The following is a 17,206-nucleotide window of genomic DNA, read 5'->3' as shown; positions in this document are numbered from 1 at the left end:
TTATTGAGTCGGTTTTATTGTTTGGCGCTGATAAACTACTTTAGTAACATGAAATTTCAGAAGCTTTTTGCCGTAGCTGCATCATTGATTATTCTGGCGGGGTGTTCGTCAGGAAAAAAGGGGAACGTGCCCGTTGTAGGGTTTGTTGAGGCTTTTCAGGACGAGACCATATCGCATGCGAAGGATGGCTTTATTGACGCGCTTAAGGCCAACGGTTTTAGTGAAGACAAGAAGAACATTGAAATAAAATACAACAATGCGCAGGGCTCGGCTATTACGCTCACCACAATAGTTAACCAGTTCGTATCTGAGAAGGTCTACCTGCTAGCCACCTCTACTACCGTATCAACCATTGCCGCCATCCAAAAAACTAAAACAATACCTATTTTCCAGATGGTATCGCCTACGCCTGAGCGAATGAAAGTTGCCGACGCGCAGGGCAAAGGTCCGGCAAACCTGTTTGGTACGATGGAAGAGCTTAATTACATTGATACATCATTCGCCCTAATACCTAAGCTGCTGAAGCCTAAGGGCGCGCAGCTTACCGTTGGTATGATATACAACCAGAGCGAACCGCAGTCTGCCGACGCGCTGCAGCGCATACAAGGCCTTGCTGCTAAGCTAAACGTTAAGATAGTCGCTTTGCCGCTGAACTCATCGGCAGATGCGCAACTGGTTACCCAAGCGCTGTTGAACAAGAACATCGACGCGTTTTTTGCTAATCCGGATAATACCGTGTTCTCTGCTTTCGCAACTATAGTAAAAAGCTGTAACGATAAGAATGTACCAATTTTCACCAGCGAAGCAGGTTTGGTAAAGCTTGGGGCCGTAGCTGCGTTTGGCGCCGACATTTACCAATGGGGCTACCAAAGCGGTTTACAAGCTGCACAGTACCTAAAAACACACAAAACGGATGGATTAAAACTGGAGATGGTAAAAGTGCGCAAACGGGTTTATAATCCCACCGTGGCAAAAAGATATAACATCACCATTCCGCCAGAATTTACTGCTGTAAAATAATGGATTTTTATCTAACCGCTTTATTGCAGGGTTTGTGCTTTGCGGGGATTGCCTTCGGGATTTATCTATCCATGAAGATATTTAACATTCCCGATATAACAACCGATGGCAGCTATACACTTGGCGGTGTAGTATCAGCGGTGATGATTACCCATCATCAACCAGGATATATTATTTTGCCTGCAGTAATGGCTGCGGGTGCTATTGCAGGTGCTTGTACCGGCATTATTCACACCAAATTAAAGATAAATGCATTATTGGCCGGTATATTGGTGATGACGGCATTGTACTCAGTAAATTTGACCATAATGGGCAGGAGCAACCTGCCTGTGCTCAATTTGCCAACCATATTTTCGGCACTTCACGTTGTCACAGATGAGAATCTGAACTCGTTAGTAATACTCATAGTTTTCGTAACAGTGCTTACCCTGGTCATTGGCTACCTGCTTAAAACGGATTTTGGTATAGCTATGCGCGCCACCGGCAACAGCGAGCCCATGATCCGCGCCTTAGGTGTAAATACCGACAGGATGAAGATAATTGGCCTTGCATTAGCTAACGCGTTAACAGCACTTAGCGGTTACCTTATTACCCAACTGCAGGGCTTTGCAGATATTAGCATGGGTATAGGTATCGTAATTATCGGGCTAGGATCAGTTATTATAGGGGAGACCATCATCAACTGGCTGCAGATCACCTCTGTGTGGCTAAGCCTTTTGCTGGTGCTTACAGGAGCCATTGTTTTCCAGTTTGTGCTGGCGTTTACCTTAAGCATCGGCGTAGATGCTAACCTGCTTAAGCTGGTTACAGCAGCATTTGTGCTCGTTATTGTAGGCCTGCCACGTTTAATCTCTAACAGACCATGATCGGCTTTAAAGACATCAGCAAAACATTTAACACCGGTAAGGCTAACCAGGTAAATGCCCTTGCGGATATCGATCTGACTATTAATAAAGGAGAATTTGTGATAGTGGTAGGTGCAAATGGTTCCGGTAAAACCACGCTGCTTAACCTGGTGGCCGGTACCATTTTGGCGGATAAAGGCACCATAACCGTTGATGGAACCGACGCTACCAAACTACCTGACTACAAACGCAGCCGCTGGATAGCCCGTATATTTCAAAACCCGTTACTTGGTACCGCAGCCGACCTCAGCATCATGGATAATTTTAGACTTGCAGCCTTGCGGACGCAAGCTAAAGGCCTTACCATTGGTAAAACCGCTTCCTTTAAAAAGCAGGTCCAGGAAAAAGTAGCCGCCTTGGGTATGGGACTGGAGAGCAAACTGGAGCAGCCAATTGGTACACTCTCCGGAGGCCAACGGCAGGCGCTTACCCTGCTCATGAGCGTAATGGACGAATGTAAAATATTGCTGCTGGATGAACCCACTGCCGCGCTGGACCCACGTTCTGCCAAAACAGTGATGAGCATGGCCGATAATCTTATTAAGCAATATGGACTTACAGCTATACTCGTCACGCACAATTTAAAGGACGCCGGACAATACGGTTCACGTATCATCCATATGGAAGAGGGGCATGTAATAAGGGACGTTAGTGCCGGAGAAAAGCTGAAACTAAAGCAAACCGAGCTGTTTGAGTGGTTCGGGTAATATTGGCAAAGAAATTGTAATACCCGCTGTACTATGAAAAACACAGCTTTTGAAAATATATACGATGCCTACCAACTTGTAAGTGGTGCTAAAATTAAGGGCAGGAACCAGGAAGAGGTTTTTGAACTCGGTGAATACGACGGTAATAAACGTGGCTACACCCTGTATGCTTTTGAAGATGGAATTAAATTTACAGACTTCAGCGTGATCATATCCGAGCGGGAGCTGATGAACAATTACTTGATAGAAAAAGTAGCAAGAATTGCTGCTTAGTTGAAAAGTGTTTCGCTTTTAAAATGTGAAACACTTTTCAGTGTTCTGAAACAGCGTGATATTGGTAATCAATTAGTTACCGTTAGGAAGGTTTAAGAGCGAAACACAAGTAAGGCTTTATATTGTGGGGCTTAATATTGTGTTATTTAGCTTGTTATAGATAATTCGTATATTTTAGCAGTGTTTCGCCCTGAAACACGTTTATTCCGTTGGAACAAGTTTCCTATCTGGAAGTGAGTATACCATTTCTCCTCTAAGAAGTGTAAGCATCGTTGTTTGCTTAATTTGTATTTAAAACGTCTTTGCGTATCTTTGTAGCGTTAATACTACTATAATGCTTATTTCAAACTCTACCTGTAACAAACTGATGTTGCTTATTATGGCACAAGGGAAGGGTTTTGCATTCAATTGCCATCCAATCTCTTAGCACGCCGTAATTATAGCAGCTAACAATCAATCAATTTCAATAACATCTGCGGTATAACGGCAGCACTAATATTTTTATGGACACTTATTACACCATTGAAGAGAAATATCTCCAGGCGGTTGACGAACTGGCTTATGGTGAAACGCCAAAAGCTTTACACTTGCTTAACCGTATAGTTGGCGATGAACCAATGTACGCCCGGGCGCACCATTTGCTTGGGAAAATATATTACTACGATCTGAAAGATTATCAAACCGCTGGTTATCATTTTAAAACCTGTATGGAGCTTGAACCATCCTTCCCGGACAACTACATTCATTATTTAAGCTTAGTAGTTTTCCTGCAGATGGACAAGCAGGTGGATGCAGTATCTGCCAGGGCGCTTACTACGCCCGGTGTTGATACCGCCACGGTTTACGAACAGCTTGGCTTATATGCAGAAAAGAAGAAGCTATGGTCAAAAGCAAAGAAAGCGTACCGGGATGGCCATATGGAAGCGTTAACTAAAGCACAGCGCGATGAGTTTGAAGAAGCTTTTGATCGCGTAAAGCAGAAGAAAAAAGCCAGCAAAGCACTTGCTGGATAATGTAAGAAGGCGACCCAAAACGGGTCGCCTTCTTATTTTACCATATGTTTTGCTATGATGCAAAAACTATTTTTTATAGCTGATTTTGTAAATATTCCCCTTAACATCATCTGTCACGTATATTGATCCGTCCGGGCCTTGTGCCAATCCGCAGGGCCGGTGGGTTGCACTACCTTTAGCGGTATTTTCAGCCGAACCGGAGAACCCGTTAGCAAACACTTCGTAGTTCCCGTCGGCCTTTCCATTTTTCATTGGTTGAAAAACTACAAAGTAGCCCGCCTGAGGTTCGGGTGCGCGGTTCCATGAACCGTGGAAAGCGATAAAGGCACCATTCTTATATTTCTCCGGAAATTGGCTACCGGTGTAAAACAATAATCCGTTGGGGGCGAGGTGCCCAGGAAAAGCTGCTGCCGGATCCTTGTACTTACTGTCGCCTTCTTTCTTGCCGTCGCCGCCGTATTCTGGCATTTGCATTTTCTTGTTGGTTTGCCAATCGTAATAGATGTAAGGCCAACCCGCGTTGTCTCCCTTGTTTAATGCATACAAGCACTCGGCCGGAAGCTCTGCAGATTGCTTTTCAGTAAACATGGTCGGGAACAACTCGTGTAGCTGGTCGCGCCCGTGCTGCATCACAAACAGCTGGTTGGCTGATTTATTCCAGTCCATACCCACAACGTTGCGAAGGCCGGTTGCATACCGCACACCATCTTTGTAAGTTTGATTGAGTTTGCCGGCTTTAAACTGCCATATTCCGCCTGCAGAGTCAAGTATAGGGCAGCCAGGCTGTCCCGGGGAGCCTTTCTCCCGGTCTTTTACCTGGCAAGCATTTGAGTAAGCGCCAATGTTTACATAAAGGTTGCCGCTATTGTCCAGCAATATAGCTTTGGCCTCATGTTCGTTACGGCTGATTAAGCCCGTTACAACTTTTTCGGGAGCGTCCGGGCTAACTACCTGATTGTTTGCATCTAACTTGTATCTAAAGACTTCTTCGTTAGAAGATGCATACAGATAGCCATCCTTAATATACATACCAGTACCTATATAGTTCCCGAACGCGTTTTTTACGGTTGCTTTACCGTTGCTTTCGGTAAGGTATAAAATACCCTTACCGTCTTTTAATCCGCTAAGCTTAACGTAAATACCGCCTTGTGGCGTAACCGCAATATGGCGGGTGCTGCCTAAGTTCTCAGCTACAATAGCCGCGGTAAAGCCGCTTGGTAGCACTAAACCAGCGCCGGAAGCACTGGTATCCGCAGTAGTTTGGGTTGTTGTAGTTTGATCTGTTTTTTTGTCGTTGTTAGAACAGGAGCTTATGCATAAGCTAAACCCGGTTATAGCCAGCGCTGGCAAAAGCAGCCGTAAAGATGTATTTTTCATGATGTTGAGTTTTGTGTATAAAACTAACAGATATACAATTAATACCGAAACCTGTTTACAATGTTATAGCATAGTTACTTTGAGCATTTTGCTGTTGAATAATAATGATTGTTGCACCATTACATCTCTTAATGCTTTAAGAATAATATTTTGTCACATGATGTAACGCCAAATAAAATTCTATTTCCATAACCGACGCTAACATTATCAATAAATAGCCTTAAACCTTTGCTTTTTCATGACGTCATAGATGCATAAAAATTAACACGATGAAAAAGATATATTTAGTTTCGGCAATACTTTTAGGCGGGCTCATTTCAGAAAACGCCAAAGCGCAAGTTTCTATCCATATAGGTTTAAATATACCAGCAAGGCGTGTTTATGTGCCTGCTCCTCCGCCACCGGTGATAGACCAACCAGTGTACGATGATGATTTTGACAACAGTGACGACTACTATTACCTGCCGGAAGTTGAAGCCTATTACAGCGTGCCCATGGGCTGCTACTTTTATAACGATGGCAGCCGTTGGGTGAGGGCACAATACCTGCCCGGTGCATACCGTAACTACAATTGGCGTAATGCTACCCGCTATGAGATACGCGGCCGCAGGCCATATATGAACCATAATGTATATCGCAACAAATGGGGCGGTAATAACAACAGGGGAGACTGGAACCGCCGTAACGACAATTATGCACGTGGAGGCAACAGCCGTTATGATCAGGGTGGATACGGCAGAGATAATCGTTGGGGTAATGGACAGCCACAACGCAGGAACGATGACCGCGGCAATTGGGGCAGACAGGACGACAGGAACAACAACGGACGTGGCAATTGGGGTAACCAACCATCACGCGGACAAAATGGTAGCTGGGGACAACAACAAACGCCGCGTGATCAGAACGGAAGCTACGGTCAACAACAACCGTCACGTGGCCAAAATGGTGGCTGGGGACAACAAACACCGCGTGATCAGAACGGAAGCTACGGTCAGCAACAACCGTCACGTGGACAAAATGGTGGCTGGGAACAACAACAGCCATCCCGCGGACAAAACGGAGGTGGCCAGCAACAGCAACCATCTCGTGGTGGACAGGATGGCGGTAGCTATGATCAAAATAGTGGCAGCGGACACAGTGGCTGGGGTGGCAATCAGGCAGGCGGAGGCCGCGGACAAAATGGTGGAGGACGCGGCCAGGTAGCTAATAACGGCGGCCGTGCAAGCAGCTTTTTATTGCCAAGAAATTAAAGCAATTTCCTCAATATATATAACTATAAAGCCCTTCCGATATCCGGAAGGGCTTTTAACTTTTTAGTAACTGCTGACGGTGGTCAGCATTTCTATTTCATGAGGTTTTAAATTAAGCTCGGCGGCTTTTCCAAGTTCCTTTAGCTGATGCACGCTGGTTGCGCTGGCTATAGGCCCCGTAATACCCGGCCTGGCCATTACCCAGGCTAACGCTACGGCTGCTGGCGTGCTATTGTGTTCGCCGGCCACTTTATCTAAAGCTGACAAAATTTTATACCCTTTTCCGTTAAGATACTTTTTTATACCGCCACCACGCGGGCTTTTGTCAAGGTCAGCTTCTGACCGATATTTACCCGTCAGGAAGCCGCTTGCAAGCGAGTAGTAGGAGATAACGCCCAAGTTGTTTTCCCTGCATAACGACTCAAACTTTTTTTCGTAATCTTCGCGGTCGTATAAATTATACTCTGGCTGGAGGCTTTCGTAGCGTGTAAACCCATTGTCTTTACTTACCTGCAAAGCTTCACGCAAGCGGGCGGCACCATAATTTGACGCGCCTATTGCCCTCACTTTTCCTTGTTTTATAAGGTCTGTAAATGCAGAGAGTGTTTCTTCCAAAGGGGTATTAGCATCATCGTCGTGCGATTGATAAAGGTCGATGTAATCTGTTTTTAGCCGCTTTAACGAGGCTTCTACGGCGCTAATAATGTAAGCGCGCGAAAGGCCTTTCTTGTCTTCGCTCATGGGCTTGCCTACCTTGGTAGCAAGCACGATCTTGTCGCGTTTACCACTTTGTTTAAACCAGTTGCCGATGATTGTTTCAGATTCGCCACCGGTATTTCCGGGAACCCATCGCGAATATACATCTGCAGTGTCAACAAAATCAAATCCGTGGTCAACAAATGAATCCAGTAATCCAAAGGATGTTTTCTCGTCTGCTGTCCACCCGAAAACATTGCCGCCAAACACAAGGGGATGCACTACCAGCCCCGATCTTCCCAACTCCCTTTTTTCCATTGCTTATATATTAACAGATGCTTGTATTTGTTCTGCCAGTTCATCAACCCAGCCGCTAAAATATGGCTCGGTACCGCTCATGCGTTCCCATTTGCCGTCCTCGTTACGTGCTATTACCAGTTGCAAGCTGCCATCTATCGAGTTAAACTCGTAAGCGCCGCTGCTTAATGCAGTAACTACGCCGTTAACCTCGCTGTCTGATCCGGTAAGTACCGCTTCAAATTCTTTTTCCATAATATTCAGGTTTTATAAGGCTAACAACATGCGGCTGCTTTGTGTTTGCCATTATAGCTGTTTGATTTGCCGAAAGCTATTTGCAAGCCTTTAGTTGCGCCGTCACCTGTTCAGCTGTTACTACGCCCATTTTGTTGCCGAATGAATTGGTAACGTAGGTTAATACCTCCGCAATATCCACCGGTGCAATATCGTTAGCAGGCATGTTATTACTAAAAGTTTTACCGTTTACCACCAGCAATTTGCCTTTAAGGCCGAGGTTTACAAAGCAGGGGAGCTGCTGCTTGTTTTTCTTGAGGAATGCAACATCCGTAAGTGGTGGCATCAAGTTAGAAAGGCCCTCACCGTTAGCGCCGTGACAATTTTGACAGCGCTGCTGGTAAATCAATTTCCCGTTTACATAGTACCGCTTAAACTCCAACGAGTCCTGGCTCTCACAAGCAAACATGACGATGAGTAAACCTGTGAAAAACGCAATAAAGGCTGTTGTTTTCGCCTTCATTGGGCTATTTCGGTATTTGTTTCTGCACGCAATTTCTTAATGTCGGCAATCAATCTTTCAGTTTCTTTTTCGTCCGTACCATCATAGCTTCCGCGGATGCGTTTCTGCTTATCTATCAGCAAGAACAATCCGTCGTGAATAAACAGGTCTTTAGCGCTTTCTTCCGGGCGGCGTGTAAGGTAACTCTGTGCCAGGTTGTAAGTCTCTTCCTTTTTGCCCTGCAATAGCCACCAGGTATTGCCACTAATGCCGAGTTTATCTGCATAAGCTTTAAGCACTTTAACGCTGTCGTGTTTTGGGTCAATGCTGTGCGACAGGATCTTCACATCGGGCACGTTCTTAAAATCTGCATATACCTTTAGCATGTTACGATGCATGATAGGGCATATAGATGGACAAGTAGTGAAAAAGAAATCGGCAACGTATATATCGCCTTTCAAGCTGTTTTCAGTGATGCTGTCGCCATATTGGTTTACAAATCTAAATGCCGGTATGGTTTGATAAACAGTGTCGACAACTGTTTTGCCGTTTACAACAACATTTTTGGTATCGCGATTGCCGTAAATCGGTAATCGTGAATTTGCGTCACCATTTTTACAAGCGCTGTATGCCAGTACTATAAACAGGAGGGCTGCTATCTTTCTCATTTCTTTTTAGCCGTTTTAAGGAAGTTGGTTGAAGCATTTATAACGGAATCAAACTGCTGCTCTATGCCGGCTATCTGTTTTTTCTGGCCTTCCAGGTAGGTCATTATCTCCTCGTGCGACTTGCCTTTGTTTTCCGCATCAAACTTATGCATCCAGTCTTCCATTTTCGCGTCCGCGCTGTCCAGGGAAACTGACAGGTTTTTGGCCGCGCTATCAGCATGTGCCTTTAATAAGGTGTCCAACTGCATTTTATTCTTCATCAATTGTCCGTCTTTTGCCATCACCTGGTCGTGCAGGTTTATCACTTCATCTAAAAGCTTTTTCTCTTGTTCCTTTGGGTCAGCGCAACTGTTAAATAGCAGAGCTGCAAATGCGATAATGTATATTTTATTCATGGTAGTGTTTATTGTTGTTGAGATTTCTCCAGGTCGCGTATATATAAGATATAGTCGGTAAGAGTGAGTTCCACACCAGCCTGTTTAAGGTGGACGCCAATTTGTGCCCGGTGATGTGTGCCGTGATTGATCACATGTGCCAGTATATCACTTAGGGTGTTTGTAAAAGCGCCCTGGGAATTCTGGTAAGATATAGGAGTAAGGAAATCTTCAGGTTGTAAAGTATTCAGGTAAGCTATCCATTCCGCATGGTTTGCTGTAATCACATCTCCAAGGGCCTCAGCTGGCCATTCCGGCCAAAGCGGTGCCATGGGTGCCTTAAGGCCCTTACAACGCTGTAGCCAGGTTTGCTGTGCTGTCATCATGTGAGCCATAATCTGTACGGCTTTGGGCTCAGGTGTCGTTGCAATCAAGCCGTTTATGACGCGGCTGGCGTACAGGTCATAATTAAACAGACGGATAAAATAATCTTTCATCGGCAGCAAAAGTAAGCAACCAGCATTTAAAAATATGGAGCCTATTGTAATTTATCAGTTAACTTAAACATAACACAGGATACATATCCAGCTTACACCGCCTACTTATCTTAGCTGTATAAAACAAGTATTATGAAACTCATCGGAAGGTTATCGGCCCTGTTTAATGATGTCCGCAGCTATCTTTTTTTAAGGAGTATGCGTTCATCGTTTAAACACTAATTTTAAAAATAGCTTCGTTTATACAATTATAATGCACATTTTGAGCCCTCAGCTCAAACTGAATGATATCCGACACTCCAAACACGCAGCTTAATAAACAGCTTTTCGGCGACGACTTTGCCTGGGGAGTATCTACGGCCGCCCTGCAAATAGAAGGCTCCTGCGATGCCGATGGTAAAGGCCCTTCCATATGGGACACCTTTTCCGCAAGAAAGGGCAAAATAATGAATGGCGATTCGCCGTCGGTAGCCTGCGATTACTACCAAAATTACAAGCGTGATATTGACTTGGTTAAGGAGCTTAATATCCCTAACTATCGCTTTTCTATTGCGTGGTCACGCATTTTACCTAAAGGAGAGGGGGAAGTAAATCAGGCGGGGATAGACCACTACCATAAAGTTATTGATTATTGCCTGGAACTAGGCATAGAGCCATGGATAACTATTTACCACTGGGATTTGCCCCAGGCTTTGGAAGATAAAGGCGGCTGGACAAACCGGGACATTGTAGGGTGGTTCACGCGTTATGTTGAAATTTGTGCCCAAGCGTTTGGGACTAAGGTGAAACACTGGATGGTAATGAACGAGCCGGCTGTATTCACAGGCGCCGGCTACTTTTTGGGTATTCATGCCCCGGGTAGGATGGGCTTACGCAATTTTTTGCCTGCTGTGCACCATGTGGTTTTAAGCATTGTGGCTGGCGCTAAAACCCTGCGTAAGATAGTGCCTAATGCACAGATTGGCAATACTTTCTCTTGCTCGCATATTGAACCTTATAAACAAACGCCTAAACATATCGCTGCTGCGGCCCGTGCTGACGCATTGATTAACCGGTTGTTTATCGAGCCGATACTCGGTTTAAGTTACCCCACTGAAGTAGCGGCTATCGGTAAAATGAAAAAGTACTACAAGCCTGGTGACGAGGATAATATGTCATTTAATTTCGACTTTATCGGCTTGCAAAACTATACAAGGGAAATAGTAAAGTACTCGTTCTTCACGCCCTACATCGGAGCGACCCTGGTTAAAGCAGAAAACAGGAAAGTAGAGCTTACCGACATGAAGTGGGAGGTTTATCCGCCTGCAATTTATGAGATGATAAAAAAGTACAATGCATACAGCGGCATTAAAAAGATCATAATCACTGAAAATGGTGCCGCTTTCCCTGACGTTGTAACAAACGGCGACACTGTTGATGACCCTAAAAGGATACAATACTTGCAAACTCACTTGCAGCAAGTGTTAAAGGCTAAGCAGGAAGGGTACAAGGTTAGCGGCTATTTTGTATGGACGCTGACAGATAACTTTGAATGGGCGGAGGGCTATCATCCCAGATTCGGACTGGTTCACGTAAACTTTAAAACACAGCAAAGGATTATAAAAAATTCAGGACGCTGGTATGCTAACTTTATTAAGTAGTTTATTTGAAATCCCGGCTTTTAAAATAGGGAAGGCTTATAAAGAAGGTTGTGCCTTGTTGTTCATTGCTCTGAAACCAAATTTTACCCTTGTGCTTTTCCATGATCTGACGACAAATAGAAAGTCCAAGGCCGAACGATTTTTCACCTTCTGTTCCGGTGCGTTGTGCTGATGTAAACATATTGAATACCTGATCTTTAAGTGTCTCTGGAATTCCTATTCCATTATCTCTCACGGATATAACCACCTGATGGCCGTCTTCAGTCAGCTTTACTGATATAGTCTCGCCAGTAGGGCTAAATTTGATGGCGTTACTAATTAGGTTGCTTATAACACGCCATATCTTCTCCCGGCTTATTAATAGGTCCATAGGTTTGTCCAGTGGCTCTAATAGTATTTGCTGGTTCTTCTCTGCAGCTTTAAAACGCAGCAATTCTACACTATTGTTAACCAGCGAATTGATGTCAACCCGTTCCAGGTTCAACGGTACCGAAGACAAATTAGTTGCTTCCAGTATCTCGTTTATGAGTTCAAGCGAGTTTACAGATGTTTCTTTTACCAGATTGATCAATTCTTTTTGGTCATCGGTGTATTCATCCTCAGCCATCATGGCGGTAAGAGAAGCAATGCCGCCGATAGGGTTTCTTAAATCATGGGCTACTGTGCGCAGGATTCTGTCTTTTTCTTTACTGCTGTTGTTCAACTCGTTCAGCGCGTTTTCCAAAACATGGTTTTGCTCGTTAATTTGCTGGTTTAACAAGTTAACTGTAAGCACATCCTTCTTAGAGCGTTTCCAATTGCGATAAACCAAAAACATGATAATGGCCGTTAAGACCGCAACAATAGTAACAGCATAAATGTAAATTAGCTGTAGTTTATTATGAGTACTTAAGGTATCTATTTCATGCTGCTTTTCATAGTTGGATAGCTGTTGGCCTACATTGGTCTCAAGAATTAGATTGTTTGCTTTTGTGATAGAATCTTTCTGAAGATTATAAAGTTGCAAGTGAGATAATGCCAGCCGGAGATTACTTTTATTAGCATAATACCCGCTCATTAAACGGTTATAATCCGCCTCGGCATCCGGGTTTTTAATGGTATCCAGCTGTGCTTTGAGGTCGGCCAGCAACTTTACTAATTCCTCATCTTTGCGTTGTTTAAGATACAACTGCCCAAGTTTTACTTCGGTGAGCTGAGCATCACGGTTGTCATAATCACCTCTTAGATTAATGGCTATGCTTTTTTTGAGTAGTTCCTCAGCCTTAGCATTTTCACCGTTCTGTATGTATACCTCGGCCATATTGCCGTAAACTACACCGCGCGCCATATCCATGTGCTGCTTGCGTTCAGGGTATAGGGGAGTGTTAGTGGTTATTTCTACTAATGCCTTGTTAAAGTAAACTAAAGCACTATCATCCTGATTATTGTGACGGAAGCTTAAACCGATATTATCAAGCAGTTCCTGGCGGCGGTAAAAGCCTACAAAGCCTCTGTTTACCTCTTGTTTATCGCGAACGTTTTGTGCGTAGCTGTCTTTAAAATACTTAACTGCGAGGTTGTACTTACGCTGCTTGTACATAATCATTCCCATACGGTAAGTATAGTCTGATAGGGCAGCCATGTTCACATAGTTTTTCCCCATTAAATAACCCTGGTAGTATGACTGATAAGCATCTGAAAATTGCTGAAGTTCAAACAGTGCGTCTCCTCTTGAGAAACTTGCCTCGGCCACATTCATAGAATATTGCCTGGAGTTTGGCATTTTGGCGGCTTCGGCAACTAAACTGTCGGAGTAGATAAGTGCAGAGTCTTGTTTGTGTATGGTTTTGGCATAGTATACGTAATGAAAAGCATACCTTCGGAAGCGATCATTGCTCGTTGGGGAAGGTATTCTAAGAAATGCAGAGTCGAGATAAACCAAACCGCCTTTTATATCCCCGGTTTTCCAAATATTTTCTACTTTATTCTTAATTTTTAAAAATTCGGGAGAATAATCACCATTATCGGCAGCATTTTTTTCTTTACAAGCGTAAACCAGAAGTATTATAAAGAGGCAACCAAGCCTGGTGAGGTTTCTCCAGGCTAAAAAGTCAATTTTGTACATTAATGTTGGGGTCAGTTACACTTGTCACAACAAATATAATACTTAGCCGACATTGTGGTAATATTTACTTTAAATTACTTAAATGCATCTTCTCCGGTAATATCCATGCCGGTTATAAGCAAATGTATGTCATGGGTACCCTCATACGTAACTACCGACTCAAGGTTCATCATGTGTCTCATAATAGGGTATTCGCCAGTTATACCCATTCCACCAAGCATCTGCCTGGCTTCGCGTGAGATGTTCAAGGCAGTTTCTACACTGTTGCGCTTCGCCATAGATATCTGTGCAGGTGTAGCGCGGTTCTCGTTCTTAAGGATACCTAAGCGCCACACCAATAATTGTCCCTTAGTTATTTCAGTTATCATTTCTGCAAGCTTCTTTTGCTGCAATTGAAATCCCGCTATTGGCCGGCCAAACTGTACACGCTCTTTTGAATACCTTAACGCGGTGTCGTAGCAGTCCATAGCTGCACCTAAAGCTCCCCAGGCTATACCATAGCGTGCCTGGTTAAGACATCCAAGCGGACCTTTGATACCGCTTATATTGGGGAGTACATTTTCCCTTGGAATTTTTACATTATCAAATACAAGCTCGCCTGTTGACGATGCACGTAATGACCATTTGTTATGCGTTTCCGGGGTGCTAAAACCTTCCATACCTCGCTCGACTATAAGGCCCCGTATTTTGCCGCTCTCATCTTTGGCCCATACAACTGCTATATCTGCAAATGGTGCATTAGAAATCCACATTTTAGCGCCGTTCAGCACATAATGATCTCCCTCGTCTTTGATATTGGTTACCATCCCGCCCGGGTTACTGCCATGGTCAGGTTCAGTCAGGCCAAAGCAACCCATCAGTTCGCCTGTTGCCAATTTGGGTAAGTATTTGTGCTTTTGTTCTTCGCTGCCGTAAGCATATATGGGATACATCACCAGTGAGCCCTGTACTGAAGCTGTTGACCGAATGCCTGAGTCGCCTCGTTCCAGTTCCTGCATAATTACGCCATATGCCATGTAATCTAGTCCAAGTCCGCCATATTCGACAGGTACAGTCGGCCCGAAAGCACCAATCTCTGCCAAACCTTTCAAAAGGTGCCGTGGGAACTCCGCCTTTTGAGCGTAATCTTCTATAACCGGACTTAATTCTTTTTTGACCCAATCGCGGACAGTTGCCCGTATTAACTTATGTTCTTCGGATAATAGTTCATCTAAAAGGTAATAATCAGGAGCGTCATAAAGGTCTTTTTTGGCCATAATTGTACGGATTGGTTAGTCAAATATATACAAATGACATACACAAAAACCCTGTTTTTAGACCAAAGAGAATTGTTTTTACTAAAATGTAGGTTTAAACGGTTTAAACCTATTTTTTGAAAGAAACTTATTTAAGCTCAAGCTTAAAAAAACGTTTTTGCAGGCTGAGCATAAAAAGTGACAGCACATTGCCACCAACCATGAACAATTGCTAATTTTGCGACAATGGAGCTAATTACAAATGCGGTAGCTAAAGCGGTAAAGGAGCTTTACGATGCCGACATCGCCGCTAAGGATATAAATTTACAAGAAACACGGAGAGAGTTTGAAGGACAGGTAACGGTGGTTACTTTTCCATATACCAAAATGTCGCGCAAATCGCCTGAGCAAACCGGTGGAGAAATTGGCGAATACCTGCAGCGAAATGTTGAAGAAATAGCTTCTTTTAATATTATCAAAGGCTTTCTTAACCTGTCTTTCACTGACGATTTTTGGCTGAGCAAACTTGATAAAGAGGTGCTGGCAGAAGACTTCGCCACGGTTGTACCAAATGGGAGAAAGGTGATGGTAGAGTACTCTTCTCCAAACACCAATAAACCGCTGCATCTTGGCCATATACGTAATAACCTTTTAGGCTATTCGGTTGCAAAGATATTGGAGGCTGCAGGTTACACTGTAATAAAAGCCAACCTGGTAAACGACCGCGGTATACATATTTGTAAAAGTATGCTGGCCTGGCAAAAATTTGGCAATGGCGAAACGCCTGAGACATCAGGCTTAAAGGGCGACCATCTTGCAGGTAAGTATTATGTGCTGTTTGATAAAGCTTACAAGCAAGAAATAGATCAACTTAAAGCGGCCGGACAAACTGAGGATGACGCTAAAAAGAACGCGCCGCTAATTAAAGAAGCACAACAGATGCTTCAGAAGTGGGAAGCGGGCGACGCGGAGGTCATCAATTTATGGAACACCATGAATGGCTGGGTATATGCAGGTTTTGACGAAACCTATAAAACCCTTGGAGTTGATTTTGATAAGTACTATTACGAGAGCAATACCTATTTACTGGGGAAAGACATTATAGAGGAGGGCCTTTCTAAAGGCGTATTCTTTAAAAAGGAAGATGGTTCAGTTTGGATAGACCTTACAGATGATGGATTAGACCAGAAGCTGGTATTGCGTGCGGATGGCACATCAGTATACATTACGCAGGATATAGGCACAGCACAGCTTAAGTACGATGATTTTGGTGTGGATGAGTCGATTTACGTGGTAGGTAACGAACAGGACTACCACTTTAAAGTGCTTTTTTTGATCTTACAGAAGCTGGGTAAAACTTGGGCAAACGGTTTGTACCATTTATCTTACGGCATGGTAGATCTTCCATCCGGAAAGATGAAGTCGCGCGAGGGTACGGTAGTTGATGCAGATGACCTGATGCAGGACATGTTTAACACCGCTGCCGAACAAACCGAAGCAATGGGCAAAGTGGTAGATTTCAGTGAAGAAGACAAAACAAAGCTATATCGTACTATCGGGCTTGGCGCTTTAAAATATTTCCTGCTTAAAGTTGATCCTAAGAAACGTTTATTGTTTGACCCTGCCGAGTCGGTAGATTTCCAGGGACATACCGGTCCGTTTATTCAATATACTCACGCCAGAATTCGTTCAGTACTTAGTAAAGCAGGTTACAATGAAGCGGCAGGTAGCGCATCGGTAACTACATTAGAAGGGGTAGAGCGCGACCTGATAGTAACGCTCACTAAATTTCCTGAAACAATACTTGCTGCTGCGGCAGACCATAGCCCGGCACTTATCGCGAACTATGTTTACGATGTTGCAAAAACATATAACAAATTTTATCATGAGGTATCAATAATGCAGGCCGATACTGAAAACCTTAAGCAATTTAGATTAAGCTTATCTGCAGGTACAGCTAAGGTGATTAACAAAGCAATGGCTTTGTTAGGGATTGAAGTACCCGAAAGAATGTAGAATACCTTCAACGAATTAACAAGAAAGCCGCTTCTTAGAAAAGCGGCTTTCTTGTTTTACAAATGTTTTTGGTGCCAGATTACCTCCAATGTCCACGTCTCCAAACGTACCCACGATTGCTGTGCACCCAGGCGCCTTGTACATACACGCGATTAGCACGGGGACGGGCGTAATACCCGTTACGGTAAACATATCTGTTTCCTCGCCAAACCCACTCGCCGGGTACCCAATAAGCATTAGCATAAGGTGCAACTGGCCTGACATATACCGGTTCAACTGGCCGGTCTGCCACATAGTAATCGCTTGCGCAGGATGAAAGAGATAGTGACCCCATCATTGCAAGCATAATTCCGATTTTATTTATTGTCTTCATCGGTAAATTGATTTGATGTTACTAT

18 protein-coding genes are annotated in these 17,206 nt (G+C 43.9%); 8 read left to right on the top strand and 10 right to left on the bottom strand.

Going from position 1 to position 17,206, the window contains the following annotated elements:
• The first annotated feature begins 48 nt into the window (after positions 1–48).
• The 5 genes from DYU05_RS04410 to DYU05_RS04390 all read left to right on the top strand — a co-directional run bounded on the left by DYU05_RS04410 (position 49) and on the right by DYU05_RS04390 (position 3,918).
• Positions 49–1,020: an ABC transporter substrate-binding protein gene (locus DYU05_RS04410; RefSeq protein WP_117381758.1), complete on the top strand. Its 972-nt coding sequence runs from the start codon at positions 49–51 to the stop codon at positions 1,018–1,020.
• Positions 1,020–1,886, top strand: a complete 867-nt coding sequence (locus DYU05_RS04405) for an ABC transporter permease (protein WP_117381757.1) — start codon at positions 1,020–1,022, stop codon at positions 1,884–1,886. The genes DYU05_RS04410 and DYU05_RS04405 overlap by 1 nt, the downstream gene beginning before the upstream one ends.
• On the top strand, positions 1,883–2,632 hold the full coding sequence (locus DYU05_RS04400) for an ABC transporter ATP-binding protein (protein WP_117381756.1): 750 nt from the start codon (positions 1,883–1,885) through the stop codon (positions 2,630–2,632). The genes DYU05_RS04405 and DYU05_RS04400 overlap by 4 nt, the downstream gene beginning before the upstream one ends.
• A 33-nt stretch (positions 2,633–2,665) precedes the next feature.
• Positions 2,666–2,905 carry a hypothetical protein gene (locus DYU05_RS04395; RefSeq protein ID WP_117381755.1) on the top strand — a complete coding sequence of 80 codons (240 nt, stop codon included), beginning with the start codon at positions 2,666–2,668 and terminating at the stop codon, positions 2,903–2,905.
• Positions 2,906–3,408: 503 nt separating this feature from the next.
• Positions 3,409–3,918 (top strand): hypothetical protein, encoded by a 510-nt coding sequence (locus tag DYU05_RS04390; RefSeq protein WP_117381754.1) that lies wholly within the window; start codon positions 3,409–3,411, stop codon positions 3,916–3,918.
• 66 nt (positions 3,919–3,984) lie between these two features.
• Here DYU05_RS04390 and DYU05_RS04385 read toward each other — a convergent pair whose 3' ends face one another.
• The gene (locus DYU05_RS04385; RefSeq protein ID WP_117381753.1) at positions 3,985–5,295 is read right to left on the bottom strand and encodes a PQQ-dependent sugar dehydrogenase; all 1,311 of its coding nucleotides are present in this window, start codon (positions 5,293–5,295) and stop codon (positions 3,985–3,987) included.
• Between the two features lie 269 nt (positions 5,296–5,564).
• Between DYU05_RS04385 and DYU05_RS04380 the strand changes: the two genes are divergently transcribed.
• Entirely contained in the window at positions 5,565–6,545 is a 981-nt protein-coding gene (locus DYU05_RS04380) for a hypothetical protein (protein ID WP_117381752.1), read from the top strand.
• A 63-nt stretch (positions 6,546–6,608) separates the two neighbouring features.
• Here DYU05_RS04380 and DYU05_RS04375 read toward each other — a convergent pair whose 3' ends face one another.
• The 6 genes from DYU05_RS04375 to DYU05_RS04350 all read right to left on the bottom strand — a co-directional run bounded on the left by DYU05_RS04375 (position 6,609) and on the right by DYU05_RS04350 (position 9,813).
• On the bottom strand, positions 6,609–7,559 hold the full coding sequence (locus DYU05_RS04375) for an aldo/keto reductase (protein WP_117381751.1): 951 nt from the start codon (positions 7,557–7,559) through the stop codon (positions 6,609–6,611).
• A 3-nt stretch (positions 7,560–7,562) separates the two neighbouring features.
• Positions 7,563–7,793: a hypothetical protein gene (locus tag DYU05_RS04370; RefSeq protein ID WP_117381750.1), complete on the bottom strand. Its 231-nt coding sequence runs from the start codon at positions 7,791–7,793 to the stop codon at positions 7,563–7,565.
• A 76-nt stretch (positions 7,794–7,869) separates the two neighbouring features.
• The gene (locus DYU05_RS04365) at positions 7,870–8,295 is read right to left on the bottom strand and encodes a c-type cytochrome (RefSeq protein WP_117381749.1); all 426 of its coding nucleotides are present in this window, start codon (positions 8,293–8,295) and stop codon (positions 7,870–7,872) included.
• The gene (locus DYU05_RS04360; RefSeq protein ID WP_117381748.1) at positions 8,292–8,942 is read right to left on the bottom strand and encodes an SCO family protein; all 651 of its coding nucleotides are present in this window, start codon (positions 8,940–8,942) and stop codon (positions 8,292–8,294) included. Before DYU05_RS04360 ends, DYU05_RS04365 begins: the two co-directional genes overlap by 4 nt.
• A complete protein-coding gene (locus DYU05_RS04355; protein ID WP_117381747.1) occupies positions 8,939–9,337 on the bottom strand; it encodes a hypothetical protein in 399 nt (132 codons plus the stop codon). Before DYU05_RS04355 ends, DYU05_RS04360 begins: the two co-directional genes overlap by 4 nt.
• A gap of 8 nt (positions 9,338–9,345) precedes the next feature.
• Positions 9,346–9,813, bottom strand: a complete 468-nt coding sequence (locus tag DYU05_RS04350; protein WP_117381746.1) for a DinB family protein — start codon at positions 9,811–9,813, stop codon at positions 9,346–9,348.
• Between the two features lie 284 nt (positions 9,814–10,097).
• Between DYU05_RS04350 and DYU05_RS04345 the strand changes: the two genes are divergently transcribed.
• Positions 10,098–11,453, top strand: coding sequence for a GH1 family beta-glucosidase (locus tag DYU05_RS04345; RefSeq protein WP_165851993.1), 1,356 nt, complete (start codon positions 10,098–10,100; stop codon positions 11,451–11,453).
• Between the two features lies 1 nt (position 11,454).
• Here the strand turns inward: DYU05_RS04345 and DYU05_RS04340 are convergent, their stop codons facing one another.
• Both DYU05_RS04340 and DYU05_RS04335 read right to left on the bottom strand, forming a co-directional pair.
• Positions 11,455–13,557, bottom strand: a complete 2,103-nt coding sequence (locus DYU05_RS04340) for an ATP-binding protein (RefSeq protein ID WP_117381745.1) — start codon at positions 13,555–13,557, stop codon at positions 11,455–11,457.
• Positions 13,558–13,631: 74 nt separating this feature from the next.
• Positions 13,632–14,813 (bottom strand): acyl-CoA dehydrogenase family protein, encoded by a 1,182-nt coding sequence (locus tag DYU05_RS04335; RefSeq protein WP_117381744.1) that lies wholly within the window; start codon positions 14,811–14,813, stop codon positions 13,632–13,634.
• A 225-nt stretch (positions 14,814–15,038) separates the two neighbouring features.
• On the opposite strand from DYU05_RS04335, the gene argS reads away from it, so the two are divergent.
• Entirely contained in the window at positions 15,039–16,808 is a 1,770-nt protein-coding gene (argS, locus tag DYU05_RS04330; protein ID WP_117381743.1) for an arginine--tRNA ligase, read from the top strand.
• A 79-nt stretch (positions 16,809–16,887) separates the two neighbouring features.
• On the opposite strand, the gene DYU05_RS04325 is transcribed toward argS, so the two are convergent.
• Complete coding sequence (locus DYU05_RS04325; RefSeq protein WP_117381742.1) at positions 16,888–17,181, bottom strand: YXWGXW repeat-containing protein; 294 nt, start codon at positions 17,179–17,181, stop codon at positions 16,888–16,890.
• Positions 17,182–17,206 lie beyond the last annotated feature (25 nt).

This window comes from Mucilaginibacter terrenus (assembly GCF_003432065.1).
GTDB classification, from domain to species: Bacteria; Bacteroidota; Bacteroidia; order Sphingobacteriales; family Sphingobacteriaceae; genus Mucilaginibacter; species Mucilaginibacter terrenus.
The sequence above is the reverse complement of the archived record's forward strand: the minus strand, read 5'-3'. Positions and strand labels throughout refer to the sequence as shown.

Excerpts from the sequence above, each read along its gene's own strand:
- DYU05_RS04410 (WP_117381758.1), top strand. The coding sequence starts at position 49 with ATGAAATTTCAGAAGCTTTTTGCCGTAGCTGCATCATTGATTATTCTG.
- DYU05_RS04405 (WP_117381757.1), top strand. The coding sequence starts at position 1,020 with ATGGATTTTTATCTAACCGCTTTATTGCAGGGTTTGTGCTTTGCGGGG.
- DYU05_RS04400 (WP_117381756.1), top strand. The coding sequence starts at position 1,883 with ATGATCGGCTTTAAAGACATCAGCAAAACATTTAACACCGGTAAGGCT.
- DYU05_RS04395 (WP_117381755.1), top strand. The coding sequence starts at position 2,666 with ATGAAAAACACAGCTTTTGAAAATATATACGATGCCTACCAACTTGTA.
- DYU05_RS04390 (WP_117381754.1), top strand. The coding sequence starts at position 3,409 with ATGGACACTTATTACACCATTGAAGAGAAATATCTCCAGGCGGTTGAC.
- DYU05_RS04385 (WP_117381753.1), bottom strand. The coding sequence starts at position 5,295 with ATGAAAAATACATCTTTACGGCTGCTTTTGCCAGCGCTGGCTATAACC.
- DYU05_RS04380 (WP_117381752.1), top strand. The coding sequence starts at position 5,565 with ATGAAAAAGATATATTTAGTTTCGGCAATACTTTTAGGCGGGCTCATT.
- DYU05_RS04375 (WP_117381751.1), bottom strand. The coding sequence starts at position 7,559 with ATGGAAAAAAGGGAGTTGGGAAGATCGGGGCTGGTAGTGCATCCCCTT.
- DYU05_RS04370 (WP_117381750.1), bottom strand. The coding sequence starts at position 7,793 with ATGGAAAAAGAATTTGAAGCGGTACTTACCGGATCAGACAGCGAGGTT.
- DYU05_RS04365 (WP_117381749.1), bottom strand. The coding sequence starts at position 8,295 with ATGAAGGCGAAAACAACAGCCTTTATTGCGTTTTTCACAGGTTTACTC.
- DYU05_RS04360 (WP_117381748.1), bottom strand. The coding sequence starts at position 8,942 with ATGAGAAAGATAGCAGCCCTCCTGTTTATAGTACTGGCATACAGCGCT.
- DYU05_RS04355 (WP_117381747.1), bottom strand. The coding sequence starts at position 9,337 with ATGAATAAAATATACATTATCGCATTTGCAGCTCTGCTATTTAACAGT.
- DYU05_RS04350 (WP_117381746.1), bottom strand. The coding sequence starts at position 9,813 with ATGAAAGATTATTTTATCCGTCTGTTTAATTATGACCTGTACGCCAGC.
- DYU05_RS04345 (WP_165851993.1), top strand. The coding sequence starts at position 10,098 with ATGATATCCGACACTCCAAACACGCAGCTTAATAAACAGCTTTTCGGC.
- DYU05_RS04340 (WP_117381745.1), bottom strand. The coding sequence starts at position 13,557 with ATGTACAAAATTGACTTTTTAGCCTGGAGAAACCTCACCAGGCTTGGT.
- DYU05_RS04335 (WP_117381744.1), bottom strand. The coding sequence starts at position 14,813 with ATGGCCAAAAAAGACCTTTATGACGCTCCTGATTATTACCTTTTAGAT.
- argS (WP_117381743.1), top strand. The coding sequence starts at position 15,039 with ATGGAGCTAATTACAAATGCGGTAGCTAAAGCGGTAAAGGAGCTTTAC.
- DYU05_RS04325 (WP_117381742.1), bottom strand. The coding sequence starts at position 17,181 with ATGAAGACAATAAATAAAATCGGAATTATGCTTGCAATGATGGGGTCA.